This is a genomic window from Candidatus Clostridium eludens (genome assembly GCF_045310515.1).
Lineage (GTDB): Bacteria > Bacillota > Clostridia > Clostridiales > Clostridiaceae > Clostridium_B > Clostridium_B eludens.
Genome location: NZ_JBJHZX010000053.1, coordinates 1 through 24,686, shown reverse-complemented (window position 1 = coordinate 24,686; position 24,686 = coordinate 1). Strand labels below are relative to the sequence as shown.

The 24,686-nt window shown below is 32.8% G+C and carries 24 protein-coding genes; 7 read left to right on the top strand and 17 right to left on the bottom strand.

Annotated features, from left to right (window positions below; genetic code table 11):
* Window positions 1-167 precede the first annotated feature (167 nt).
* The 3 genes from ACJDU8_RS22320 to ACJDU8_RS22310 are packed head-to-tail and all read right to left on the bottom strand — an operon-like array spanning window position 168 to window position 2,365.
* Window positions 168-1,292: an aldo/keto reductase gene (locus tag ACJDU8_RS22320; protein ID WP_406794384.1), complete on the bottom strand. Its 1,125-nt coding sequence runs from the start codon at window positions 1,290-1,292 to the stop codon at window positions 168-170.
* 38 nt (window positions 1,293-1,330) lie between these two features.
* The gene (locus ACJDU8_RS22315) at window positions 1,331-1,717 is read right to left on the bottom strand and encodes a MerR family transcriptional regulator (RefSeq protein ID WP_406794383.1); all 387 of its coding nucleotides are present in this window, start codon (window positions 1,715-1,717) and stop codon (window positions 1,331-1,333) included.
* A gap of 15 nt (window positions 1,718-1,732) precedes the next feature.
* On the bottom strand, window positions 1,733-2,365 hold the full coding sequence (locus ACJDU8_RS22310; RefSeq protein WP_406794382.1) for a flavodoxin family protein: 633 nt from the start codon (window positions 2,363-2,365) through the stop codon (window positions 1,733-1,735).
* A gap of 263 nt (window positions 2,366-2,628) precedes the next feature.
* Here ACJDU8_RS22310 and ACJDU8_RS22305 point away from each other — a divergent pair, with 263 nt between their 5' ends.
* Both ACJDU8_RS22305 and ACJDU8_RS22300 read left to right on the top strand, forming a co-directional pair.
* Window positions 2,629-2,889 (top strand): ArsR/SmtB family transcription factor, encoded by a 261-nt coding sequence (locus ACJDU8_RS22305; protein WP_406794386.1) that lies wholly within the window; start codon window positions 2,629-2,631, stop codon window positions 2,887-2,889.
* Window positions 2,890-2,970: 81 nt separating this feature from the next.
* On the top strand, window positions 2,971-3,744 hold the full coding sequence (locus tag ACJDU8_RS22300; RefSeq protein ID WP_406794381.1) for an EFR1 family ferrodoxin: 774 nt from the start codon (window positions 2,971-2,973) through the stop codon (window positions 3,742-3,744).
* A 194-nt stretch (window positions 3,745-3,938) separates the two neighbouring features.
* On the opposite strand, the gene ACJDU8_RS22295 is transcribed toward ACJDU8_RS22300, so the two are convergent.
* A complete protein-coding gene (locus ACJDU8_RS22295) occupies window positions 3,939-5,132 on the bottom strand; it encodes a hypothetical protein (protein ID WP_406794380.1) in 1,194 nt (397 codons plus the stop codon).
* A 348-nt stretch (window positions 5,133-5,480) separates the two neighbouring features.
* Between ACJDU8_RS22295 and ACJDU8_RS22290 the strand changes: the two genes are divergently transcribed.
* The gene (locus ACJDU8_RS22290; protein WP_406794379.1) at window positions 5,481-5,996 is read left to right on the top strand and encodes a DUF4489 domain-containing protein; all 516 of its coding nucleotides are present in this window, start codon (window positions 5,481-5,483) and stop codon (window positions 5,994-5,996) included.
* Between the two features lie 209 nt (window positions 5,997-6,205).
* Here ACJDU8_RS22290 and corA read toward each other — a convergent pair whose 3' ends face one another.
* From corA to nifH, 9 genes are all read right to left on the bottom strand, one after another.
* Window positions 6,206-7,270 carry a magnesium/cobalt transporter CorA gene (gene corA / locus ACJDU8_RS22285; protein WP_406794378.1) on the bottom strand — a complete coding sequence of 355 codons (1,065 nt, stop codon included), beginning with the start codon at window positions 7,268-7,270 and terminating at the stop codon, window positions 6,206-6,208.
* Between the two features lie 60 nt (window positions 7,271-7,330).
* Complete coding sequence (locus tag ACJDU8_RS22280; protein WP_406794377.1) at window positions 7,331-7,930, bottom strand: hypothetical protein; 600 nt, start codon at window positions 7,928-7,930, stop codon at window positions 7,331-7,333.
* Window positions 7,931-8,300: 370 nt separating this feature from the next.
* Window positions 8,301-10,976, bottom strand: coding sequence for a nitrogenase cofactor biosynthesis protein NifB (nifB, locus tag ACJDU8_RS22275; protein ID WP_406794376.1), 2,676 nt, complete (start codon window positions 10,974-10,976; stop codon window positions 8,301-8,303).
* A gap of 23 nt (window positions 10,977-10,999) precedes the next feature.
* Complete coding sequence (gene nifE / locus ACJDU8_RS22270) at window positions 11,000-12,334, bottom strand: nitrogenase iron-molybdenum cofactor biosynthesis protein NifE (RefSeq protein ID WP_406794375.1); 1,335 nt, start codon at window positions 12,332-12,334, stop codon at window positions 11,000-11,002.
* 83 nt (window positions 12,335-12,417) lie between these two features.
* Window positions 12,418-13,782, bottom strand: coding sequence for a nitrogenase molybdenum-iron protein subunit beta (nifK, locus tag ACJDU8_RS22265; RefSeq protein ID WP_406794374.1), 1,365 nt, complete (start codon window positions 13,780-13,782; stop codon window positions 12,418-12,420).
* A complete protein-coding gene (nifD, locus tag ACJDU8_RS22260; protein WP_406794373.1) occupies window positions 13,782-15,380 on the bottom strand; it encodes a nitrogenase molybdenum-iron protein alpha chain in 1,599 nt (532 codons plus the stop codon). The genes nifK and nifD overlap by 1 nt, the downstream gene beginning before the upstream one ends.
* Before the next feature lie 21 nt (window positions 15,381-15,401).
* Window positions 15,402-15,794, bottom strand: a complete 393-nt coding sequence (locus ACJDU8_RS22255) for a P-II family nitrogen regulator (protein WP_406794372.1) — start codon at window positions 15,792-15,794, stop codon at window positions 15,402-15,404.
* 13 nt (window positions 15,795-15,807) lie between these two features.
* Window positions 15,808-16,134, bottom strand: coding sequence for a P-II family nitrogen regulator (locus ACJDU8_RS22250; protein WP_406794371.1), 327 nt, complete (start codon window positions 16,132-16,134; stop codon window positions 15,808-15,810).
* A 166-nt stretch (window positions 16,135-16,300) separates the two neighbouring features.
* Window positions 16,301-17,119, bottom strand: a complete 819-nt coding sequence (nifH, locus tag ACJDU8_RS22245) for a nitrogenase iron protein (RefSeq protein ID WP_406794370.1) — start codon at window positions 17,117-17,119, stop codon at window positions 16,301-16,303.
* Window positions 17,120-17,704: 585 nt separating this feature from the next.
* On the opposite strand from nifH, the gene ACJDU8_RS22240 reads away from it, so the two are divergent.
* The gene (locus tag ACJDU8_RS22240; protein ID WP_406794369.1) at window positions 17,705-18,667 is read left to right on the top strand and encodes a substrate-binding domain-containing protein; all 963 of its coding nucleotides are present in this window, start codon (window positions 17,705-17,707) and stop codon (window positions 18,665-18,667) included.
* A 440-nt stretch (window positions 18,668-19,107) separates the two neighbouring features.
* Entirely contained in the window at window positions 19,108-19,416 is a 309-nt protein-coding gene (locus ACJDU8_RS22235; RefSeq protein ID WP_406794368.1) for a 2Fe-2S ferredoxin, read from the top strand.
* A gap of 200 nt (window positions 19,417-19,616) precedes the next feature.
* Here ACJDU8_RS22235 and ACJDU8_RS22230 read toward each other — a convergent pair whose 3' ends face one another.
* The 4 genes from ACJDU8_RS22230 to modA all read right to left on the bottom strand — a co-directional run bounded on the left by ACJDU8_RS22230 (window position 19,617) and on the right by modA (window position 22,578).
* Window positions 19,617-19,823: a TOBE domain-containing protein gene (locus ACJDU8_RS22230; RefSeq protein WP_406794367.1), complete on the bottom strand. Its 207-nt coding sequence runs from the start codon at window positions 19,821-19,823 to the stop codon at window positions 19,617-19,619.
* Window positions 19,824-19,928: 105 nt separating this feature from the next.
* Entirely contained in the window at window positions 19,929-21,014 is a 1,086-nt protein-coding gene (locus ACJDU8_RS22225) for a sulfate/molybdate ABC transporter ATP-binding protein (protein ID WP_479723077.1), read from the bottom strand.
* Window positions 20,995-21,681: a molybdate ABC transporter permease subunit gene (gene modB, locus ACJDU8_RS22220; RefSeq protein ID WP_406794366.1), complete on the bottom strand. Its 687-nt coding sequence runs from the start codon at window positions 21,679-21,681 to the stop codon at window positions 20,995-20,997. Before modB ends, ACJDU8_RS22225 begins: the two co-directional genes overlap by 20 nt.
* Before the next feature lie 84 nt (window positions 21,682-21,765).
* Window positions 21,766-22,578, bottom strand: a complete 813-nt coding sequence (modA, locus tag ACJDU8_RS22215; RefSeq protein WP_406794365.1) for a molybdate ABC transporter substrate-binding protein — start codon at window positions 22,576-22,578, stop codon at window positions 21,766-21,768.
* Window positions 22,579-22,946: 368 nt separating this feature from the next.
* On the opposite strand from modA, the gene ACJDU8_RS22210 reads away from it, so the two are divergent.
* Window positions 22,947-23,384 (top strand): MarR family winged helix-turn-helix transcriptional regulator, encoded by a 438-nt coding sequence (locus ACJDU8_RS22210; protein ID WP_406794364.1) that lies wholly within the window; start codon window positions 22,947-22,949, stop codon window positions 23,382-23,384.
* Window positions 23,385-23,504: 120 nt separating this feature from the next.
* Window positions 23,505-24,536 carry an epoxyqueuosine reductase gene (locus ACJDU8_RS22205; protein WP_406794363.1) on the top strand — a complete coding sequence of 344 codons (1,032 nt, stop codon included), beginning with the start codon at window positions 23,505-23,507 and terminating at the stop codon, window positions 24,534-24,536.
* Window positions 24,537-24,686 lie beyond the last annotated feature (150 nt).

Sequence of the window (24,686 nt, the reverse complement as noted above, 5' to 3'; positions counted from 1 at the left end):
GTTTTTCTTTTTCCTACTCATAGCTATAAGCTTTCCGGAACCACAGGTAAAACCTGTGGTATTCTAAAATAAAAAAAAATAAAACTAAAGTGTTTTTCACTCTAGTTTTGATCCTAACTTCTTGTGAAGATTTACACAATTGAAGCATAATATACAATTATTGAAAATTAGAATTTTTCAAACGTATCAGCTACATCCTTTAAACACTTTGTAATCTCAATATGCTGTGGACAATTTCTCTCACACTGTTTGCATCCGATACAATCTGATGCTTTTCCATGTGTTTTTACATAATTATCATAATATACTCTTTGTATGGAAAAGACAGAATTTAAAGATTGATTTTCCGCATTGTATAATGCAAAGTATTTAGGAATAGCTATATTTTTAGGACAACCATCTACACAGTATTGGCAGGCTGTACATGGAATGGCAATAGCTTCATTAATAATTCCAACTGTCTTTTTAATGACATCATATTCTTCCTGCACAAATGGCTTAAACTCCTGCATATAACCTGTATTATCCAACAATTGATCCATATCAGACATTCCACTTAATACCACCATGATTCCCTCATGGCTTGCTGCGAAACGGATAGCCCATGAGGGTATGGACATGTCAGGATGATATTCCTTAAATAATTGTTCTGTCTTTTCAGGCACTTTTGCAAGCGCACCACCTTTGACAGGTTCCATAACAACAACAGGCTTGTTATGTTTTCTTGCTACTTCATAGCATTTCCTTGATTGAATACTTTCATTGTCCCAATCCAGATAATTAATCTGCAGCTGAACAAAATCCACCTCTGGATGTGCTGTGAGGATTTCCTCTAACAAATCCGCATTATCATGATAAGAAAAACCAATATTTCTAATTTTACCTTGTTTTTTCTTTTCCTGAATAAATTCAAAACTATCTAATTTTTGGGCTATTTCATAATGTCCTATGCCTAGGTTATGAAGAAGATAGTAATCAAAATAATCTACACCACATTTCTCTAACTGTTCATTAAAAATTTTTTCTTGATCTTCTTTTGCTTTTAAAAACATAGTTGGTAGTTTTGTGGCAAGGGTAAATTCATCTCTGTCATGTCTTTTAACTAAGGCTTCCCTTATGGCTATTTCACTCTTAAATCCATGATACATATAAGCCGTATCAAAATAAGTAAAACCTCTTTCCAAAAAAGTATCCACCATTTGGTTTAATGTATCCATATCAATACTTGATGGATCATTCTGACTCTTTACCGGTAAGCGCATGAATCCAAATCCCAATTTTTTCTTTTTCACATTTATTTCCTCCTTGCTTTTTACTTATTTATGAAAAATTAGTTATCCGTTCTTTTCAATTGTTCTTCCTTTATCAATACTTTTTCTTCATACCCATCAATTTTCTTATCCAAACGTTGCAGCGTTTGCTGCATTTCATTAATTCTTTCAGCAAGCTGACTGCGTTGTTCTATTAAAAGTTGTTTTCTAGTCTTAATTGTAGAATTCCCCTGTTGAAACATAGTCACATACTCAACTAATGCTTCAATGGAAAGTCCAGCATTACGCATACATTTGATAAATTCAACCCAATTGCAATCTTCTTCTGTGTAGTCTCTAATTCCACTTGTACTTCGATTAACATGTGGAATCAAACCTATACGCTCATAATACCGCAATGTATCAGCCGTTATATTATATTTTTGACTTACTTCTGCAATCATCATAAAGAAGCACCTCATTTATCGAATAAAATTTGTGAATATGGTTTGTTCTCTTTCTGGTAAAGCAATGCCTGCTTTGATTCCAGCTTCTTTACATTTTAAGAAGAACGCCATATTTCTACCTAATGTACGCATAATCTGCAGTCCTTCCAAGTCCTTTTTTACATCTTCTGGAGTATGACCGTGTACCATATTCCAGTATTGTGAAGAAATAATCGGCATCTGCATTAATGTAAAATATTTATTTAGCTGATCGAAAGTTGATGTAGTTCCGGCTCTTCTAGCTGATACCACAGCAGCTGCAGGTTTTAAATAAAATGATTGTTTATTTGAACATAAATCTGCATAAAATACACGATCCATAAAAGAAGTAATTGCCCCGCTGGCAGCTGCATAGTGTACCGGAGAACCAAATATATAGCCATCAAAATTTCCTGCTATTTTAAGAAATTCATTGACTTTGTCATCAAATACACACTGGCCCATTTTCACACAGCTTTTGCAGGCAATACATCCAGCCAATGGTTTTGTTCCAATTTGAAATATTTCCGCCTCTATTCCCTCATGACTTAAAGTTTCTGCTACTTCGCTTAATGCTGTATAAGTACATCCTTTTTCATGGGGACTTCCATTTACTAATAATACTTTCATAGTTTGCTCCTTTTCTTTTATTCTTTTAGACTTTCATTGTTTACAACTATGATCTCATAGTAACCAAATCTACTGTTTATTAAAAATATAACTACTTATCTTATACCTTACCACTTATAGTTAACTCCAAGTCAATACCTTTTCATAAAGTTTCGTAAAGTTTTTGTTATTGACAATATCTGAAAGTATGCTATTATTAATTCAACAATTATCAAATTATAAAGGTAGTGAGCATTATAGATATCAAAAAATATTCCAAAATTATGAAGGCCTTATCTCATCCTCATCGGCTAAAACTTTTTCTTGAGATAGCAAGATATCAAGAAAAAGACTATGAAAATTGCGAATGTTTAATATCAGAAATAACTAAATGTTTTAAGATAGGGTCACCTACCATTTCCCATCATTTGAAGGAGCTTTCCAATGCAGATTTGATCACTACTGAAAAAAGAGGGAAATACCTTGTTGCAAGAGTGAATAAGGAGATTATGAATGAGCTTGGAAATCTGTTTCTTAAAATGTAATTTTTTAATATATAATTGGACAATTGTAAAAACATCAAATAGATAAGAATAGGGATATTTATATTGAAAGGAGTTTTTATTATGGCGAATATTATATTTTACTTTTCTGGAACAGGAAATAGCCTCACGGTGGCTAGAGATATGGCGGATAAGCTGGGAAATACAAAAATCGTTTCCGTAGCTAAAGCTATAAAGGAAAGCCCCATTGATTTGCTATATGAGCGCATCGGCTTTGTTTTTCCAGTCTATTTTACCAGCGTTCCCCCAATTATAAAGCGGTTTATTGCAAAACTGAATCTTGACAAATCACAGTATATTTTCGGTGTAATCACATGCGGAGCAGCTTATGGAACGGCTTTTATTCAATTGAGTCAATACATTGCAGAGCGTGGAGGAGCTCTGAACGCAGGTTTTCCAGTATATATGCCCGGCAATAATATTAATTTATATAATGCCTGGCCTACCGTAATACAACGTATATTATTAAATAGAGAAAAGAAAACAGCAAAAAAAATTTCGAAAATAGTAAGGGCAAAAAGTTCTGTCCGTATTCCTAAAGGGAGTATATTTGTCAAGCTTTCTAAGGTATCTATTGAGACTATGGAGGATTACGGAAAAATGTCCCTAGATTATCATGTTACTGAAAAATGTATAGGATGTGGAACCTGTGAAAAGATATGTCCAGTAAGCAACATCAGAATGGAGAATAAGAAACCAAGATGGGGAGATGCCTGTGAACGTTGTGTAGCCTGTATTCAGTGGTGTCCAACAAAAGCAATTGAATATGCCCACAAAACGGCAAAAAGAAAGCAATACAGACATCCGGAGGTAAAAATATCAGATTTACTATCCTAATCATTTATCCCCCTATATAGGGGGATAAATTTAATATATCAACTCTTTATTCAATACACTAATCCTCTTGTCTTTGTTGAAATAATTTCTTATATATAAGAATTATAATGTTTATACAACAAAAACACTGTTTTCAAAAAAACAGTGTTTTTCCTCCTCTTTAAAGCCTATTAAAATAAATAATAGTAATTTTACTATTTACTGCTTGACTGTTCTGATGTTGTTTTTAGTAAATCGGTGTAATTAAATGAATTATATTCATTTAGAGCAGGAAATGTTACAGGGTTGTACCCATTGATAGTATAGTACTTATTATTGAAATTCAAATCAATTGTATAAATTCCTGTTGGCTTCTGATCATTTTGCTGCTGTGAGGATACATCGCTCTGACTTAATTTATTTAACTCAGGTAGATTAATAACAAATTCTGCATTTCCAGTTTCACTTACAATATATCCATCATGACTTACAGCATATTGAATTGTAATACCCTTATCACCAATAATCTTTATATTATCTACTGCAGCTAACTCCTCATTTAGTTGCTTAACCATCTGAGGCATTTGATCAAAAGTTTCATTAAGATTTTCCTGATTTTGCGGCAATCCCATAATGGAATTAAGATTAGTCATATAATCTTTTAAGAATGTCATTGCCTCTTTATTTTCAGCAAAATTGTTAAGAGTATAATGTATCAAGTCCTTAAATGTCTTATCATCTAACTTCACTTCATATATACTTACTGGTTGAGTAATAGTTGAATCATTTGTATTTCTAGTGCCTATTTTGCTTACAATATTAAAGTTAGGATTAAACTGCCTGGCATAATCGTCCATAAATTGAAGAAGTTTAGGCTGAAATTCTTTACTGAACTCTGCAAGCTTTGCATAGTCAATTTGAGGTGATCCTTGAACACCCCCCATATCATTATAGTCCATAACCATGTAATCTTTGCCTTTAAATTGACCTGGTAATTGCTTAGTAAGAATATCCGGCATCCTAAATATTTCATTTACTACTGGCTTATCTTTAGTAGTGTCCATATTTACCCAAAGACTCATATCAAGGGGCGTAGGTCCTGTAACTCTAATATCACTCTTAGTCTGACATACTGTATTGTCTTTATCTTGATTTGTATATGTCACTATGCTAAGTTTAGAAGCATTAACTAGCGGCAGTATTGTTTGCATTGCCTGTTGCTCCTGCTTGGATAAATTATCGGTAGAAACATTTAATGTAATATCAGATAGTACTTCTGAAGATTTTATTTTCTGGGTTTTATTAATTGCATTATATAGAGTTGTACCATCCTTTGAACATCCAGTAAATAGCAAAAAAGACATCATCATTCCAAGAATTAACGCCATCATTTTTTTAATATTTTTCAAGTTAATCCCCCCATTTAATTTTATTACATAATAATACATATAACCTAGTATATAGTCAATATTTTTTTCTTGACAAAATTCGCTTAGGAAAAACGCACAACTATCAGTTAATATTTCTACATGCCAAGGCTCATATATTGTTTCATCTAACACCAAAATGCACTTGCATTTTGCACACTTGACACATATTCGTGAAAAAACATTCATAAGGGATAATATCACATCTATCCATTTATTTAATATCATATATTATGAGGATATTCTAATAACTAATTTATTCTTAAAAATTCACAGTGCTATTAAATTGTATTATTAAAATTCTCTATAATAAATAGGGGGAAACAATATATGAATTCAATATCAGATGTTAATTTAAATAATGATTATAGACATAATTGTGAAATCGATGAACCATACCTAGTTACTTCAAAATGTGGAGAACCTGGTCAAGTAGTACTACCTGATACTACCCCAGGTGGAACTACCGCTACCATTACTACTATCACTGTAGATACCTCTAAATTTTGTAATCCATGTACAAAACTTGAATTTACAAGTAATATAATTGTAACACCTACCGCACCTACTGCACCTTTTATAGGAACTTTAAATTTTCAAGTATTGAAACTCTGTGATAATCAACAACCCATACCTATTGGGGGACAATTTTCTTTTGCATTAACACAAGTAGCAGCAGCTCCTTTTGCTACTATGTTCACATTTTTTGTATGTGATTGTAACCAATGTTTAAATGAATGCTGCACTTATGCTGTAACGGTAACAGTTGGTGGAGCTGTTATTACGGGCAATATTGGTGCTTTCGCTGCAAGACTAATAGCAATTACTTCAGATAATCCAGAATAATACTAGTAAACAATGTTTAACTAATATGTCACAAGAACAAAGAAGAACTATGATAGAAAACTTTTATTTGTTATCTAATCTATTGGATAAAAGTCTTTCTAAATAAAGTGAACGATTTATAAAAACACCGCATATCAAAATGAATTTGCGGTGTTCTGCGTCTCATTACAAATCTATTCATTTTATTGTGTTTTTCCATAATATTATATTTATAACCACTTTTTCTTTTTAAAGAAAATAAGCATTAAAGCAGCAATAGAAAGCATGATTGCCCATAGTACTGGATACATCCATGGCCAATTATATTCTGGCATATCTTTAAGATTCATGCCGTATAATCCCACAATAAATGATAATGGTATAAAAACAGTAGATATAATCGTTAAAACTTTCATTATCTCATTCATTTTATTGCTTACACTAGAAAGGTACATATCCAACATACTAGATAATATATCGCGTAAAGTCTCAGTAGTATCCATTACTTGAATTACATGATCATATAAGTCTCTTATGTATACACTCAGAGATTCCGTTATTAATGGCGTTTCACTTCGAGTTAGAAAACTAATTACCTCCCGTAATGGCCATATTGATTTATGAAGATATAAAATTTGTCTTTTCAATTTATGAATAACTTTTAATGTATCTTTCGAAGGATTTGTTACCAACTCATCTTCTGTATCTTCAATCTTTTCACTTAATTCTTCTAGCACAACAAAATAGTTATCAACAATTACATCAAGCAAACTATAAGCCAAATAATCTGAGCCCATTTTTCTAATCCTTCCTACTCCTTGGCGAATTCTCTCACATACAGCATTATATATTTCTGGCTTCTTTTCACTAAAAGAAATCACATAGCTTTCACCAAGTATTAAGCTCTCTTGTTCAATATTAAATTCATTCAGCTTACTATCATAAAACAATGTTTTTCCAACAATATAAGTATATGTATCATAGTTTTCTATTTTAGGACGTTGCCTAGTATTTAAAATATCTTCTAATACCAAAAGGTGAATATTAAAATGGCTACCAATTTTTTGAATAATATTCACATCATGAAGCCCTTCTACACTAATCCAATTTACAAAAGATTTATCCACATGCAGCTGGCTTACATTGTTTAAATCAATTACTTTTTCATCAAAACTATTTTCATTGTAACTGTATAATTTTATTTCAATTGCCTTTTTCTTTTTTTCTCCAATGTGCATGAGAGTTCCTGGAGGCAACCCCGCTTTTACAGAACGTTTTTTTCCAGCTTTATTCATAAAACACCTTTTCCTTTTATTTTACTCAATATTTAACCTACACAATGGTATAAAATTATATTACAGCTTTATTATAACATCTTCACCTATAGGTATATCCATAAATGGTGGAGTATACTCTTTAAAAACTAATCTAATTCCCGAAATATCGTTTGGTAATGGTGGTGATACAATAAAGTTATAGTGAAAATGCCCATCTCCACCTGTCCCACTCAGCATTCGACAATCATATTTTTCGCTTATAGATAATTCAAAATGAGTATGCCGTGACTGACGTTCTAGTGAATCACTTGTGTTATTCCAATCTATATTGAAATTCACAATACTGGAGTTAGAATATTGACAGATAGAAATTACAGAAAAAAGCCTATTATCCATTTCAAGTGACTTTAATACTGGTAAATTTCCCTGAAATTCTTTTGGTTCAATTAAAACTCTGTATATTTTATCATTCCATAATGAAGCAAATATTGATTTTAATAGTTCATCGTATAAATCATATTTTTCTGCCCAGTTAGAGATGTATTCAAGAGGAGGATAACCTGGGTTATTGTTTGAAATTTCCTTGCGTTGTTTTATCAATTCACAAATTTTTTCATCTATTTGCTTAATTCTTTCATCATAATGATTGGTTGGTCGCTTAAATGATATTCGTTTCATCCTATCCCTCCTAAACTTTCTTCATAGTTTTTTACATTTGTGTAATATATATTAGATTAATACTTCTCCAAAAAAACAAATAAATCCTCCTAAAAAGAAGGAAAATTTAATGATTTCTGAACAACACATAAATTTGTGTAAATAAGTCTATGTGTTATACCCAATTTCATTTCCTTGAAATTTACATGACCTCTTTCAGCTGATATAACTAATACATAAAACCCTTTAGCAGTATATATGTCTCATATGAAACAAAGTGACTGCTCATGCCACCCACATTTATTTAGAAGAGTAATTTTAAAAAGCCTTTTTCCTGGGGTAAGGAAAAAGGCTTTTTTACAGTTTACAACGAAAATCACTTGATGTAAAATCATACTTTAAGTTCATCCTCCTGCTTTTCAAGTTCCTGTACTGCGCGAATAATACCTTTATTTATAAGTTCATACATTTCCATAACTTTCAATCCCTTTGCCTCAAGCTTTTCTCTTGGATCAAGTCCTATTCTAAGTACAAGCACCCCACTGCAGTCTCCTATGGTTTTAATTATTTTGGATATTTTATCCTCATGCTCATCACATTCCTCAATTCCGCTGCAGTATTTATTAACATCTCTTTTCTCCAGGAGCCTTATGGTTCCAGAATCATAGGAGTATATATAAAATTCAGTAGCATGCCCAAAATGCTGATCTATATTAATACCGGATTTAGAAGAAACAGCAAATTTATATTTTTTATTATTTGACATTTCCTTATGCATATCATCTTTACCAGAACACTTGCCGGAACATCCCACAGGAGTTCTAAAATCTATAGAGCAATCTTCTGCCAGGGTTCCTATGGCATCTGCCCTGCACTGTCTGCAGTGATACATTTGCTTAATATTTGGTTCACATTCTTTTCTCATTTCATTTAATTCTACATTTGAAACCAAAGGTAGGTGCTGAAATTTGCTTCCCTGAACTGGTATCATCTGCATTATATTTGTCATATATGCCCCGCACTCTTTAACCTTTTTTACAACTTCTTTTATGTGCTTATCATTTATTCCTTTTAACATAACTATATTGACTTTACATACTACCCCTTTTTCACACAAATATCTAAGCCCTGCAAGTTGATTATTTAAAAGTATTTCAGCTCCCTCTTCACCAGTATACTTATGTCCCAGGTAATTCACTTCCCTATATATCTTGGCTCCTATTTTTTTATCTACTGCATTTATAGTTACAGTAACATGTGATACCCCAAGTTCTACTAACTGATTTGCATAAAAAGGAAGCATAAGACCGTTTGTAGACAGGCAAAAGGTGATTTTTGGATCCTCTTCTCTTATAAGCTCTAGAGATTGTTTTACCTGTGGAAAATTAGCCAGGGCATCTCCAGGACCTGCTATACCTATAACTGTTAGATTTTCTATTTTACTTTTAACCAGTTTGAATTTTTCAAGTGCCTCTTTAGGAACTAAAACACTACTTGTAACCCCCGGCCTGCTTTCATTGGCACAATCATATTTTCTGCTGCAGTAATTACAGCTTATATTACATTTAGGAGCTACGGGTATGTGCATCCTGGCAAATTTATGGGCATTGTCTCCAAAACAAGGGTGTGTACAATTTTTATCCTTATTTGATTTTGCATAATCTTTAGGCATTACATCTTTCTCCATTTCTAAGATTGGAAGATAGTAGTCATTGTAGGCTTTTTCCCTGTAAGTACTTTGGGTTATTTCCAGCATGGTATTTGCCACCCCGTCTATTAAAAATGAAGAACCATTATATCCGGTTATTACCTGCCTCTGCGCTCCCACTCTATCATGAACCGGAAAACCTATTCTTATCATTTTAACTCCCAGCCTTTTAGCCATTCTCCTTCCATCGGAATTACCTATGATTAAATTGATATTAAATCTTTTAGCATAGCTTTCCATTGTTTCAAAATCAGTATCATCAAGTACTATAGAGTCTTCTTTTTGTACTTTTAACTCTTCCTTAAGCTTTTCTCTTAAAATAACACTTTTAGATCCTGTGCCTGCCAGCTTCACTAATATCCCATTTTCCACACAAAGCCTTGCAGTGGCAAGTACAAGTTCCGGTTCTCCATATAATATCACCCTTGCCTCTCCAGTATATTTATGATTATCTATCATTGCATCTAAATATCTTCCCTTTTGAATTATATATTCATCAGGTACAGCTGCTCCTGTAATTTTTGATACAAGAGAAATAAATTCATTTGTATTTTTGATACCTATAGGTATGCCGCATTTGTAAAGAGGTACTTTAAATTTATCCTTTAGATAAACTCCAGGCGAATTTTCCTCCGGTATTGTAACACCCATTTCAATGGTAGCTATAGCTCCTGACATTTTCTTTATATCTTCTATTTTAGTTCCTCCCTGAGGTATTCTCCTGTATTTTTCATTGTGAGAGGAATCCAAGGTATTAGATACATCAGGTAAAATAGTATATGCTATCTTAAAATCATCCAGTATTTTCTTTATATTTCTCACATCTCCCGGATTTAAATTGGCACATATAATATTTAATTTCCCTGTTTTTTCAGATTCTTCACACACCTGTTCCACTATTTTTCTCAAAACTACAAAATAACCTTGAGCCTGAGTATTTCCATATCCAGGGGTAGATGCTGTTATTATCTTTATATCTTTTATATTTGTATTTTCCACTTTTTCTCTACAGAATTCTTCCACTATTCTATTTATATCCTCTCCTATGGTTTCTGCAAGACAAGTGGTAAGTATTCCAATAGTAGTAGGATTATACATTTTTATCATATTCTCAAGACCCTTTTTTAAATTGTCAGCACCTCCATATACTGTTCCATGTTCCGTAAGGGCAGAAGATGCTATGTCCACAGGTTCATTATAATGAGTGGCCATATGTCTTCTGATATAAGTGCTGCACCCTTGAGAACCATGTAAAATTACCATGTTATTTTCTATTCCCTTAAATGCCATAACCCCTCCCATAGGCATACACATTTTACATGGATTTATATCTATATTTACTAATTTTTTATTACTCAATTAAATCATCTCCTTAAAATCTTCTATATATAATTCCAAACAGGGCTGTTTATAGTTAAATCTATTTCTTTTGCAAAGTTTACCGCCCCTTCAAATCCTGCAAGTATATGCTTTCTTTCGTGGTTATGGTCACAAAATGCAACTCCCAGTTTATAGGCAAGAGGTCTTTCTTTTACCCCCCCTACAAGTATATCTGCACCTTTTTCAACCATAAATTTTTCAAGTTCATAAGGGTTTGCATCATCTAATATTACAGTACCCTCTTTTGTAATCTGTTTAATTATTTCATAGTCTTCTGGTTTTCCAGTCTGGGTTCCTACCATAACAGTTTCCATTCCTAAATCCCTAAACTGCCTTATTAAAGATATGGCCTTATAGCCTCCTCCCACGTATATAGCTGCTTTTTTGCCCCAAAGTCTGCTTCTGTAATAGTTCATATGACTTTCTATTTTCTGCTTTTCAAGTTTTATAAGTGCTTCCGCTTTTTTTACCGTTTCCCTATCTCCCATAAGACTTGCAATTTGAAGCAGTGAATTTTCACTGTCCTCTACACCTACAAAACTTGTTTTTATAAAGGGAATTCCATAGGTTTGTTCCATTTGCTTTGCCATATACATCATGGAACCTGCACATTGAACTATATTTAACCTGGCACGGGGAGCTTTTATTATATCATCATATTTTCCATCACCTGTGATATTAGCTACTATGTTTATACCTATTTTTTTAAGATAACCTGTTACTACCCAAACTTCTCCTGCCAGATTAAAATCGCCAAGATAGTTAATTCCGTTAACTTTTTCTACATCTTTCTTTTCTCCTATAAGTTTCATTATGGCATCACAGGCGGCTCTGTACCCCATAGATTTATTTCCGGAGAATCCCGGAGACTTTACAGGTATTACTCTTATGGAATATTTTTTTTCTGCCATTTTACAGACTGCATCTACATCATCTCCGATAACTCCTACTATACAGGTGGCATACACAAAAATAACTTTAGGATGAAATTCTTTTACAATTTCTTCAATAGCTCCTACCAGTTTCTTCTCTCCCCCAAATATTACATCTGTTTCACTTAAATCCGTGGAAAAACTATTTCTAAACAATTCAGAGCCGCTAGTTAGACTTCCTCTTAAATCCCAGGTGTAGGCCGCACATCCTATAGGACCATGAATTAAATGAAAGGCATCTGTTATAGGATTTAAAACTACCCTGGCACCACAATACACGCATGCCCTCTGACTTACCGCTCCCGATACACTGTTTTCATCACACTTTAATTTCATGTCTTTATTTTTGAAATTGTAACACACAAATTCTTTTCTATCTTCTATAACTTCCACCCTATTTTCCATAAGCTCCCCCTCCTAAAAGTTTTTAATTTAAATTGAATTCAGGATGTATTCCATCCTGAATTCAATTTAATGAATTTTTCATATTACAACACAAGTTCAAAATCTTCTTCTTTGGATTCTCTATCCATTCTATCTAATATAGCATCACTCATTAGTTCAATTAACCTCATAGAGCCTTTGTATCCTATTTTAGGGTTATAGTAGTATCCATATCTATCTAGTATTGGAAATCCCAATCTTACAAGAGGAGTATTTTCTGCTCTTGCAACATGTTTTAAGTGGGAATTTCCAACTATAAGATCCACAGGTTCATTTTTGATCCATTGGTGTAATTCAAATAAGTCACCCTGACTCTTAACTTTAGCATTTTGTACTCCTGCATCTTGAAGCATTTGATTTATAGTTTTTTCAAACTTCTCTCCAGGAGTACCTGTAATAACGCATCTTGGATTCATACCTAAAGCTATGGCAAATTGAGTAAATGATATTACAGTATCAGGATCCCCTGCTATAGCTATTTTTTTGCCATGAAAGTATTGATGAGTATCCAGCATTAAATCAACGAGCTGTCCCCTCTCTTCTTCAATTTCATAAGGTACTTCCTTTCCCGTAAGTTTTACAAGTTTCATCAAAAATTCATCTGCAGCATCTATTCCTATTGGTATAGGCAGCGTGTCAAAAGGTACTTTGCACTTTTTCTCAAGCTCTATGGCTGCATCTTGTGAAGAAAAGCTTCCAAAGGCAAAAGTATAGTCGGAATTTCCTGTATCCTTTATATCTTCAATTTTGGTTCCTCCATTTGGAAACATCTTAAAACCTTCGGTCATAGGTGAATCTACCACTCCGCTTGTATCAGGCATTATAATGTATGCAATTCCCATAAGCTTAAGTATTCTCTTATACTCTCTCATATCTGCAGGTCCTACAAAACCAGGTAATATATTTATTTTTCCATTTTTCTCTCCAGTATTTTTAGAAAGGTAAGTAACCATAGCTTTAACCATGTTTGAAAATCCTGTTATATGGGATCCTACATAACTTGGGGTATTGGCATGAATTACTATTTTACCTTCAGGTATTTCTGAAGTTGCAATATAGCTGACCAAATCATCTCCCAGTGTTTCTGAAAGACAGGTAGTATGAACTGCTACAATATCCGGATTATACACTGAAAATATATTTTTCATAGCCGTTTTAAAATTAGCACCGCCTCCAAATACACTGGCACCTTCTGTAAATGAACTGGTGGTTGCCATTATTGGATCTTTAAAATGTCTTGTAAGCTGCATTCTATGGTATGAACAACACCCTTGAGAACCATGGCTGTGAGGCATACAATTGTGTATACCAAGAGCTGCATACATAGCTCCTATAGGCTGACAGGTTTTAGCCGGATTTATTCTAAGCGCCTTTCTTTCATATATTTTTTTTGTGGTTGCATCTAACATTACTTTTCACCTCCTACTAATTCTCCCTCCAGTAATGGCTCTTTTCTCCATGGTGGCGTAACATAGCTCCATGCCGGTGTAAATACTCCTGCGGTTAAATCTCTTGCAAATACAGCTGCACCTTTAAATCCTGCATAAGGTCCCGAGTAATCATAAGAATGAAGCTGTTTTGAAACTACTCCCATTTTCTGTACAACGTATTTGTCTTTTATCCCTGAAAAGAACATATCCGGTTTTAATAATTTTATAAATTGCTCTGTTTCATGATGGTTTAAATCATCCACTATTATAGAGCCTTCATCCATATCCTTAATCATACCTCCGTAATACTCCATAGGAATTTCCTGTTTTAAAGTTTCGTATCTTTCAGGAGGTATTATAATACGGTATTTTTCTTCATCTTTCTCTACAGTCAATTCTGGTATATTTCTGGTATCTGCATCCAGCTTTATATTTGGAATAACCTCTCTTCCTTCATAATCATCACGGTGTCCAAATTCATATCCTGCAAGTATAGTTTTTATACCTAAATCTTCCAATAATTTCTGATAATGATGTGCCCTGGAGCCTCCCACAAATAGACATGCCGTTTTTCCCTGAAGTTTATCCCTGTAAAAACTTATTTCCTCACTAATTGCATCCAGTTCCTCTTCTATAACCTGTTCTGTTCTTTTAGTAAGTTCTGGATCATCAAAGAATTTTGCCATATTTCTGAGAGTTTCAATAGTAGACTTTACTCCTATGAAATTTACTTTAACCCATGGTATTCCGTATCTTACTTCCATCATTTCCGCAATGTAATTTATTGACCTGTGGCATTGTACTAGATTCAAATCAGATACATAAGACTGTTCAAGTCTCTCGTGAGTACCATCTCCGCTGAATCTTCCTACCACGTTATATCCTATTTTTTCTAGTACTCTTTCAATTTCCCAAGCATCTCCTCCTATGTTATATTCACCTAACATATTTATAGAGAATTTTTTGTGCTCTGCAGGTTTTCCCCTGCCTACAATGCTTTCCAGTATATTATTATTTGCTATATGGTGACCTGCTGATTGGCTTACCCCTTTGTAACCTTCACAGTTAAAAGCAAGTACCTGTATGCCATATTGTTTAGTTGCTTCTTGGGCAACTGCATTTATATCATCACCTATAAGGCCCACCGGACAAGTTGCATAAATTCCAATTGCCTTAGGATGAAAAAGTTCCACCGCTTCTTTTATAGCCTGTTTTAGCTTTTCTACCCCTCCAAATACTATGTCTTTTTCCTGCATGTCTGTGGAAAAAGTATACTCCAAAAAGTTTTGTCCTCCCTCTTCAGTCCTGGCCTTATTTCTTCTGGTTTCCCAGCTGTAATAGGCACATCCTATAGGACCGTGGGTTATATGAACCATATCTTTAATAGGTCCCAGAACAACACCTTTACAGCCTGCATAACAACAGCCCCTATTTGTCATTATTCCCGGCACTGTTCTTACATTTGCCTGTATAACCGGATTTGATTCATCTTTGGATTTTATCAATATATGCTTTTTTCTATTTTTAAAAGTTTTAGCCGGATATGCTTCTAAAACCTGATCCAATACCTTTTTCATAAAATCATTCCTTTCTAAAAGTTAAATAGCTTCATCCTGTTTTTCCCCTGTTCTTATTCTGACAACGTCTGTAACCTTGGTTACAAATATTTTTCCATCTCCCGGGTTTCCTGTCTGATTTACATCAATAATAATATCTACAATTTTTTTTACATCCTCATCCTTAGCTAAAATCAAAACAAGTCTTTTAGAAATCAATCTATAGCTTTCAGATATCTGTTCCATAGTTTTTTTATCAGAAATCTGATGCAGCTCTTCTTCAGTCATATAATCACTTATCATAGAAAAATTAACCTTTTTCTTACCACGACCAAGAATATTCTTACAAGTTATAGATGGAAACCCGCTTTCCGCAAGAACTTTCTTTGTTTCGCCAACCATATTCATTCGAATAATAGCCATAATTTCTTTCATTTTACGGTCCCCCCTATAATTGATTTGTTCCTGAGCTTATGGTATATGCTTCTTCCACCGGAGTTACAAATATTTTTCCATCTCCAAAGGCACCTTTTTCACCAGTTTTTGCGGTTCTTGTAATTATTTTTATAATATCATCCTTATCTTCATCCTTTATTGCTATTAAAAGCATTTGTTTTGGTATTTCATCATAAAATATTTCTCCTACTTTTACCCCCCTTTGCTTACCTCTACCTACTACATCAAATTTAGTAACTGCCGGAAACCCTGCATCAGATAATTCTGAAAGAACAGCCGCTGCCTTTTCTGGCCTAATAATAGCTTTTACTAATAACATATTGAATTCACTCCTCTTTTATGGTATAATACATTCGGTTAGAATTTGTCCGATTCTAACTTGTTTAGGTATATCTCTTGGAATTTTAGCTGAACCTAAGAGGTATACTCTCTTAATTTTATACTACTGTGTATTTTTATTTTTCTATATATTTTTTGCATTTTCATCAGTCTAATAGCCCATGTTCCATCAGTATTGATTCCAGTCTATCCTGTGCCATTGGTTTTGGTACTACAAACATGTCATTTCCGTCTATGGCCTTAGCCAGTGCCCTGTATTCGTCTGCTTGTTCAACTTCAGGACTGAACTGTATAACGGTTTGTTTATTTATTTCTGCCCTTTGAACATCATGGCTGCGGGGTACAAAATAAATAAGTTGAGTTCCAAGTTCTTTTGCAAAAGCCTCCAGAAGTTCCTTTTCATTTGCAACCTTTCTGCTGTTGCATATAACACCACCTAACCTTACGCCGCCTACACTGGCAAATTTACTTATGCCCTTTGAAATATTGTTGGCAGCATACATGGCCATCATCTCTCCGCTGGCAACTATATATATTTCTTTAGCTTTACCTTCACGTATAGGCATTGCAAATCCACCACATACAACGTCACCTAATACATCATAGAAAACATAATCTAATTCATCTTCATAAGCACCTAATTGTTCAAGCATATTAATTGAAGTTATGATACCCCTTCCTGCACATCCAACTCCAGGTTCTGGACCACCTGACTCAACACATTTTACATCTCCATATCCTATTTTCATTATTTCATCTAAATCTACATCCTCTCCTTCTTCTCTTAATGTATCTAAAACTGTTCTCTGTGCCATACCACCTAAAAGTAATCTTGTAGAATCCGCTTTTGGATCACAACCTACTACCATTATTCTCTTTTTCATTTCAGCTAGTCCTGCAGTAAGATTTTGTGTAGTTGTAGATTTTCCAATTCCACCTTTTCCATAAATAGCTATTTGTCTCATTTTTCATTCTCCTTTACCAAATAAATTTTAAAGTGCAAAATGCAATTTTTTAAAATCAAAATTCATTAATTTAAGTTTACTTTTTTTATGTGTTTAATAATTATATCAAAATATATCACAAGTTCTTTAAAAAATCAACAGTATAATTATTAATTTATCAATATCTGTATAGTTAAAATGATAACCTTATCAAAAGGTTTTCCTCAAATTATCACATTAACATTAAATCTGATTATACTTCTTTTTATATGGTTATAATATATTTTATAATTGTATAAATTCATATAATGTTATATTATATAGTATTATATTATGTTATGTAAATAATAGCTATTTATTTTTATTTTTGATTCTTTTATATATACTTTAGTCATTTTTTATTATTTTAAAAAAATTTAAAATATATTTTTTCAGCAATTATTATTTTTAATATTTCTATATTTTAAAAAATAATTGAATAAAAATTTGCTTATTAATTTGTATTTTTAGTAAATATGTATTAAAATTATTGTTAAAATTATTATACAGACTAATAGCCTACAGTTTTGCAATATATTATCATATCTTTACGAAAGGAGATATATTATGATAGAAAATAACACAGCCCTAACTCCTCAGGAAGTTGCTCAAATGCTAAAAATAACTAAAAATACAGTTTACGAGTTGATTAAAAGAGGTGAATTAAACGGATATAAAGTTGGAAAAAAAATCAGAGTAGATTTAAAAGATGTGGAAGACTATAAAAATAAAACTAAAAACACTGGTGAAACCCTCCAGGAACCTGTAAAAAAAGATAATCTGTCTTATTCTAACATGTTCTATCCTGGAAATACAGATACCAATGATGGTTTTGTAATTTGCGGACAGGATGTACTTTTAGATATACTATCCCGTCATATAGAATTTCAATGTCCAGGTATTAGAACTTTTCGTTCATATGTAGGAAGCTATAACGGACTTCTTGCATTATATCTTGGCAAGGTTCAGGTGGCTACTTCTCATTTATGGGATGGGGATTCCGGTAAATATAACATACCCTTTGTAAGAAGATTGATCCCAGGAATTCCCACAGTAATAATTCATCTAGCTTGTAGAATGCAAGGTTTTTATGTACCTCAGGGAAATCCTAAAAGAATCCAAAGCTTTGAAGATTTAAAAAGGCCTGGTATTGCTATAGTAAACAGAGAAAAAGGATGTGGCACTAGAATTCTTTTAGATGAACATCTAAAATTACTAAATATCCACGGCAGTAATATAAAGGGTTATGACACAGAATGTTTTTCCCATCTTGCAGTAGCCAGTGCCGTAGCAAGAGGTGAAGCAGACCTGGCCATTGGAAATGAAAAAACCAGCCTGCAGGTTAAAGGTATAGATTTTATACCACTTCAAAAAGAAAGATATGAATTGGTTATAAAAAAAGAAAGCATGCATGACTTTCCTTTTAAATCAATAATAAAAATAATCCGTTCCAAAGAGTTTAAAGCAGAACTTTTAGGATTAGGAGGATATGATCTTACAGAAACAGGTAATATTATAGCGGAATTATAAAATAATTTCAACGTAGTTCAGCTTTCATCAATTTATCTTTATTCCCAATGACCTTTAAATTCTTAATTCTATAATTTCAATACACTCCTAAAACACCATGTATAAATTGGCTACTCCATTTTTTCCACCAAAAACTGTACTTTTTCAAGCCTTTTATACAAATATTATTTAGGTAATAATATTTGTATAAAAGGAAGTGCGGAAGGTACTAAACTTAAAAGAAAAACATGATATTATATTAAAACATATTAGATAAAGAAAAAAACCAGAAGCGTATATACTCCAGGAATATGCTTTAGGAAATGCATTCGAAATTATTATAATATTACATTTTGCGGTCTAATTTTAACAAAATGTTATTTTTATATTGAATTTCATAATAGATTGTGATATGTTGTTATCAATAAACTTTTAATTTTTATAAGTGGAGGGATATTATTATGCTTAATCCTAAATATCATATTTTTGTCTGTACAAGCTCTAGAATTAATGGGAAACAACAAGGCTTCTGTTTATCAAAACAATCTGTAAATATAGTCAGTGAATTTATGGAAGAAGTAGAAAGTAGAGATTTAAGTGGAGAAGTTATGGTTACCAATACCGGTTGTTTTGGACTATGCAATCAAGGACCGATAGTAGTTGTATATCCTGAAGGAGTATGGTATGGAGGAGTTACTCAGGACGATGTTCAAGAAATTATGGATAAACATATTGAAGAGGGACAAATAGTAAAAAGACTTCAAATATAATAATATGATATACATAAAAATAGCATGAATTATAGGTTCATGCTATTTTGTAGTATTATCAGTTGGGTTATATGGATGATTTTCCTTCGCTAAAGCTCCACAAAATCTAAAATGCAGTGCTCTAAATCTAAGATTTTTCGCAGCAAAGCGAAGAAAAATATCCACAACTTTCCACAATTCACCCTTAACTCTTAACTAGATTAGGCCATTAACATTACTGAGGAAGCTTTAATTAAAGTTGTAACTTCAGAACCAACTTTAATATCTAAACCTTTTAAAGATTCCATTGTAATAATAGAACATAGAGATTTGTCATTACCTAAATCTACTATAACCTCAGCATTTACAGCACCTTCTTTTATTTCAATAACTTTTCCCTTCATTTGGTTTCTCGCACTAATTTTCATATTTGTTTACCTCCGCAAATTAATAATTTAATTAATATTTACCTATAATTTAACACAATTATACCTTTTTATAGTTTTTTTGCAATATATTTTTAAAAATTACAATCACTTAATTAAAAAAAGTTTATCTTTTCCTATACATATATTCCATGGCTGTTTTAAATCTTTTAATTTATGCCACATTTCCTTTGTAATCTCCCAACGTAAACTCTTAGTTATATCATAGGATTTTTCCTCTACACTATTTAGGTATACTTCCACGGTAAAGGGACTTTCATTTATGTGATTTACCCTGCATTTAACGATATTATCCTTCTGCCCTAATTCTCCAATACTTATGTAATGGGCTCTTATTCCTACATAGCATTGGGATTTTTCAATTTTTTTATTCACTTTAAGAGTACATCCCCAGTCTAAAGCTTCTAAGGTATTTTCATCCAATACTTTAATTCTAGATATATTTTTACACCCCGTAAGTCTTGCCGCTGCAATGGTACCTGGGTTTTCAAATATATAATTTCTATCTCCATAAACTTCTACAGCTCCATTATCCATTACTACAATATTTTTGCAAATGCGATATATTTCATCTCTATTATGAGATACAAATATGGTAGTACCTTTGTATTCCGATAATATATCCTTAAGCTTTTCCTCCATTTTATTTCTCAAGTGACTATCTAATGCAGAAAATGGTTCATCTAAAAGCAATATCTCAGGATCTATTGCCAGTGCTCTTGCAATGGCCACTCTTTGTTGTTGTCCCCCTGAAAGCTGGGCAGGAAATCTATCTTCCAATCCTTGAAGATCCATCATATTTATTTTTTCATATATTGTTTGTTTTTTTCTATCACTAGGCATACCACTTAGTCCAAAACCTATATTTTCACTTACCGTCATATTAGGAAACAATGCATAATTTTGAAATAAAAATCCTATTTTTCGTCTTCCACTTGGAATATTTATCTTTCTTTCTCTATGGTAGAGAACTTTTTCATCTAACAGTATCTTTCCTTCCTGAGGGGTTTCCAGACCTGCAATGCACCTAAGAGTCATACTTTTGCCAGAACCCGAAGCCCCAAGAAGCCCTATAATATTACCTTTTATATGGAATTTTACATTTAAATTAAATCCAGAAAATTTTTTTTCAATATCAAGGTATAATCCCATTTTATCTTCTCCTAACTCCATAAACATTTCCCTTTTGATGTTCATTCCAATAGTTCATAAGAAAAATCACCACAGTTGAGATTATTACAATCAATATAACCCACATAAGGGCTTTATTCATTTCTCCACTTTCAGCTGCAAAGTAAATAGCTAAAGGAACGGTTTGAGTTCTGCCCGGTATGTTTCCTGCTACCATAAGAGTAGCTCCAAATTCTCCAAGGGCTCTGGCAAAAGAAAGAATTGTCGCTGCCGCTATTCCAGGCCAGGCCAAAGGCAGCATAACTTTCCAGAAAACTTTCCATGGAGACACCCCAAGAGTTATAGCCGCATTTACAATATTGTTATCTACCTGTTCAAAAGCCCCCTTGGTTGTCCTGTACATCAGTGGAAAGGCAATAATAGTTGCAGCTATAACTGCGGCAGGCCATGAAAAAATCAAAGTAGTTCCAAATTTTAATAATAATTTACCAATGGGTCCACTTTTTCCAAACATAAGCAGTAGAAAAAATCCCACCACCGTAGGTGGAAGTACAAGCGGTAATGTAAATATAGTATCCACTGCACTTTTAAATTTTCCATTATAATTTGTCATCCAATAGGCAGCAGCAATTCCAATAAAAAATGTTATAATTGTAGCTATAAATGTAGTTTTTACCGAGATCCATAATGGTGAAATATCAAAATTCATTCTATATCACCTTCTTCTAAATAAAGTGAGATTAAATCCCTAATGATTATTCTACCGCTTTACATCAGGTAGTATGATATTAAACTATTTTCCAACTTTAAATCCATATTTTTTAAATACTTCTTTAGCCTTATCTCCTGATAAAAATTTAAGAAAACTTTTAGCTGCCTCTACATTCTTGCTATCCTTAATTACAGCCACAGGATAAACTACAGCTTTATGTGAGTTTTCAGGAGCAGTAGCTACAACTTTAACCTTATCTGATATCAATGCATCAGTCTTATAAACAATTCCTGCATCTGCATTTCCAGTTTCAACCCAAGTTAAAACTTCCTTTACATCTTTACCATAAACAGCTTTTAACTTAACCTTATCCAATATGTTTAAATTTGTAAGCACTTCCTCTCCATACTGTCCTGCCGGTACACTTTTAGGTTCTCCAAGTGCTACTTTTTTAACAGCATCACCTGCTAAATCTTGAAAACTCTTAACTGCTGATGAATCTTTAGGAACTACAAGCACTACATCATTTTGCAGGAGATTGGCAATAGTATCATTCACCAGTAAATTTTTATTTTTTAGTTCATCCATTTGTTTTGCTGCTGCTGATATGAATATATCTGCCGGTGCACCCTGTTCAATTTGCTTTTGAAGGGTACCGGAAGCTCCAAAATTGTATGTAATAGTAACATTAGAGTTATCTTTGGCATACAACTCCTTAACTTCATTCATGGAGTCCTTTAAACTTGCAGCAGCAGATATAGTTAAAGTTACTTTCTTTGCTGCTGCATCAGATTTTTTATTGTCTGAACTTCCGGTAGTGTTGCCGCAGCCTACTGAAAAAAATACAATTAGTAGAAATAAAATTGAGGATAAAATTTTTTTATTTCTGTTCAAATTAATGACCTCCCTAAATTAAAAAATTATACTGCCATAACAAAACATAACATTACATGTTATAACTTAATTTACATCTATTTTTTTTAATGTAATATTATGTATCACAGCATACCTATGATTATATATTCAAATAAAGTGTTAATCAAGACTTTTTTAGACAACTTATTATTAAATTTATAATATAATATATTAAAATTATCAAATCAGAAAATAAATAACTCTTTTAGAACCTAATCGATAATGCTAAAATCATTCTGGAAATATATTAAAATTTAACAGTTGTTATAAATATGTTAATTGACAAAACATCATTTAAGAAGTATACTTAATAGTGTAAATACACGAAAATGAAAAAGGTGACAACTATGGAGAGAATCATTTATGAGAAGAAACCATCCCCTTGTAATTGTCTTAATATTAGAAGGGCTTCACAAGCAATAACAGAAGTTTATGATGAATTTCTTTCACCAAGTAACCTGAAGATAGGGCAGTTCTCATTACTTAAACATATAGAACAATTGGAACCAGTAAGTGTAAGCGAATTAGCTGTAGTTATAAGGTTAGATAGAACTACCCTTGTGAGAAATCTTAAACCTTTAGAAAAAAGTGGATTTGTAGAAGATATCTCAACAGAAGGAGCTAGAAATAGACAACTTAGATTAACAGATAAGGGAATGGAAACTTATAAATATGCAGAAGAACTTTGGAAAAAGGCACAAAGTTTTTTAGAAGAGTATCTAGGCAGAGATAATATAGACACTTTTACCACATTACTTTCTAAAATTGAGTCTTTAGTGCCTTGAATATTTCACCGCTTAACGTGTATATACACGTTAAGCGGTACATACTTTTTATTGAGAGGCAGCTAAACAAGGTTAAAAAGTGAATTCATTCAATTAAATTTATAAAAGGAGGTGCTCAATGTGGATACAATTGAGCAAATGATTCAAAAAAAGGCTTATGAACTGGGCTATGAAAAGTGTGGTATTATTCCAATTAGTCTCATGGAAGGCTATGATGAAAAATTTAAAGAACGTACTGAAAAAGTTCCAAAATCAAAGATGTTTTATCAAAATCAACAGCGTTTAGTTAATCCACTGGCAATATATCCATGGGCAAAGTCTGTGGTAGTACTTACGTCATCATACGGAAAATATAAGATTCCAGAGATAGTGAAGGGACACATAGCTAAGTCATATTTATTTGATATACGTATCGATAAAAATACAAAAGAATATCAGAGTAATCGTACATTGGAAAAATATATGCAAGAACTTGGCTTGAAGGTAGAGACAAATCAAAAATTTGGAGTGGTTGGAATGCGCTGGGCAGCTTTACAAGCTGGAATTGGTATTATTCGCAGAAATAATTTCTTATACACAGAGTCTGGATCATGGGTCCATCTTGAAGCTTGGGTAACTGACAGAGAAATGGAGCTAAAGGAGAGAAATGATGTCTTACAGTGTCCAAAGGGCTGTAATCGCTGCATGACATTATGTCCTACAAAATCTCTTTCTGCTCCCTATACTATGTCGCCCACTACATGTATTTCTTTTCTGACAACCTTTGGTGGACGTAATTTGCCTCAGGAACCATTAAGTAGAACATTTGGAAATTGCATTTATGGTTGTGATATCTGTCAAGATGTATGTCCTATGAACAAAGGAAAGTGGAAGGAAGAAGAAGAATTTCCTGGCCTTGCAGAATTATCTTCTGCCTTAACTCCAGAGAATATTTTAAATATGGGAGAAGATTTTTATCGTGAGAAAGTCCAGCCAAAGTTTTTCTACTTATCTGCAGAAGAACTTTGGAAATGGAAGGTAGATGTATTGTGCTATATGCGTAATAACTATAATGAAACTTATAAGCCACTTATTATAAATGCCTGTAATAGTGAAAATTATAAAGTACATGAAATGGCTTACTCAATTTGTAAGGAACTTTGTTTGCAGTAATAGTTTTGGCACTTAAAAATACTTATAAATACTTTAGAGAAGACCCTAAAAATCAACGTTTATGGTACATTAATAAAATCATCACCACCCGTAAAACGGGTGGTTTGCTCAGCCCTATAAGGGCATGTTACTGGCTGTGCTACTCGCACA

Excerpts from the sequence above, each read along its gene's own strand:
- ACJDU8_RS22315 (WP_406794383.1), bottom strand. The coding sequence starts at position 1,717 with ATGATGATTGCAGAAGTAAGTCAAAAATATAATATAACGGCTGATACA.
- ACJDU8_RS22210 (WP_406794364.1), top strand. The coding sequence starts at position 22,947 with ATGGAGAGAATCATTTATGAGAAGAAACCATCCCCTTGTAATTGTCTT.
- ACJDU8_RS22300 (WP_406794381.1), top strand. The coding sequence starts at position 2,971 with ATGGCGAATATTATATTTTACTTTTCTGGAACAGGAAATAGCCTCACG.
- ACJDU8_RS22225 (WP_479723077.1), bottom strand. The coding sequence starts at position 21,014 with ATGGAGTTAGGAGAAGATAAAATGGGATTATACCTTGATATTGAAAAA.
- nifH (WP_406794370.1), bottom strand. The coding sequence starts at position 17,119 with ATGAGACAAATAGCTATTTATGGAAAAGGTGGAATTGGAAAATCTACA.
- ACJDU8_RS22305 (WP_406794386.1), top strand. The coding sequence starts at position 2,629 with ATGAAGGCCTTATCTCATCCTCATCGGCTAAAACTTTTTCTTGAGATA.
- corA (WP_406794378.1), bottom strand. The coding sequence starts at position 7,270 with ATGAATAAAGCTGGAAAAAAACGTTCTGTAAAAGCGGGGTTGCCTCCA.
- modB (WP_406794366.1), bottom strand. The coding sequence starts at position 21,681 with ATGAATTTTGATATTTCACCATTATGGATCTCGGTAAAAACTACATTT.
- ACJDU8_RS22240 (WP_406794369.1), top strand. The coding sequence starts at position 17,705 with ATGATAGAAAATAACACAGCCCTAACTCCTCAGGAAGTTGCTCAAATG.
- nifK (WP_406794374.1), bottom strand. The coding sequence starts at position 13,782 with ATGTTAGATGCAACCACAAAAAAAATATATGAAAGAAAGGCGCTTAGA.
- ACJDU8_RS22290 (WP_406794379.1), top strand. The coding sequence starts at position 5,481 with ATGAATTCAATATCAGATGTTAATTTAAATAATGATTATAGACATAAT.
- ACJDU8_RS22255 (WP_406794372.1), bottom strand. The coding sequence starts at position 15,794 with ATGAAAGAAATTATGGCTATTATTCGAATGAATATGGTTGGCGAAACA.
- ACJDU8_RS22310 (WP_406794382.1), bottom strand. The coding sequence starts at position 2,365 with ATGAAAGTATTATTAGTAAATGGAAGTCCCCATGAAAAAGGATGTACT.
- ACJDU8_RS22230 (WP_406794367.1), bottom strand. The coding sequence starts at position 19,823 with ATGAAAATTAGTGCGAGAAACCAAATGAAGGGAAAAGTTATTGAAATA.
- nifD (WP_406794373.1), bottom strand. The coding sequence starts at position 15,380 with ATGAAAAAGGTATTGGATCAGGTTTTAGAAGCATATCCGGCTAAAACT.
- nifE (WP_406794375.1), bottom strand. The coding sequence starts at position 12,334 with ATGGAAAATAGGGTGGAAGTTATAGAAGATAGAAAAGAATTTGTGTGT.
- ACJDU8_RS22280 (WP_406794377.1), bottom strand. The coding sequence starts at position 7,930 with ATGAAACGAATATCATTTAAGCGACCAACCAATCATTATGATGAAAGA.
- ACJDU8_RS22235 (WP_406794368.1), top strand. The coding sequence starts at position 19,108 with ATGCTTAATCCTAAATATCATATTTTTGTCTGTACAAGCTCTAGAATT.
- ACJDU8_RS22250 (WP_406794371.1), bottom strand. The coding sequence starts at position 16,134 with ATGTTATTAGTAAAAGCTATTATTAGGCCAGAAAAGGCAGCGGCTGTT.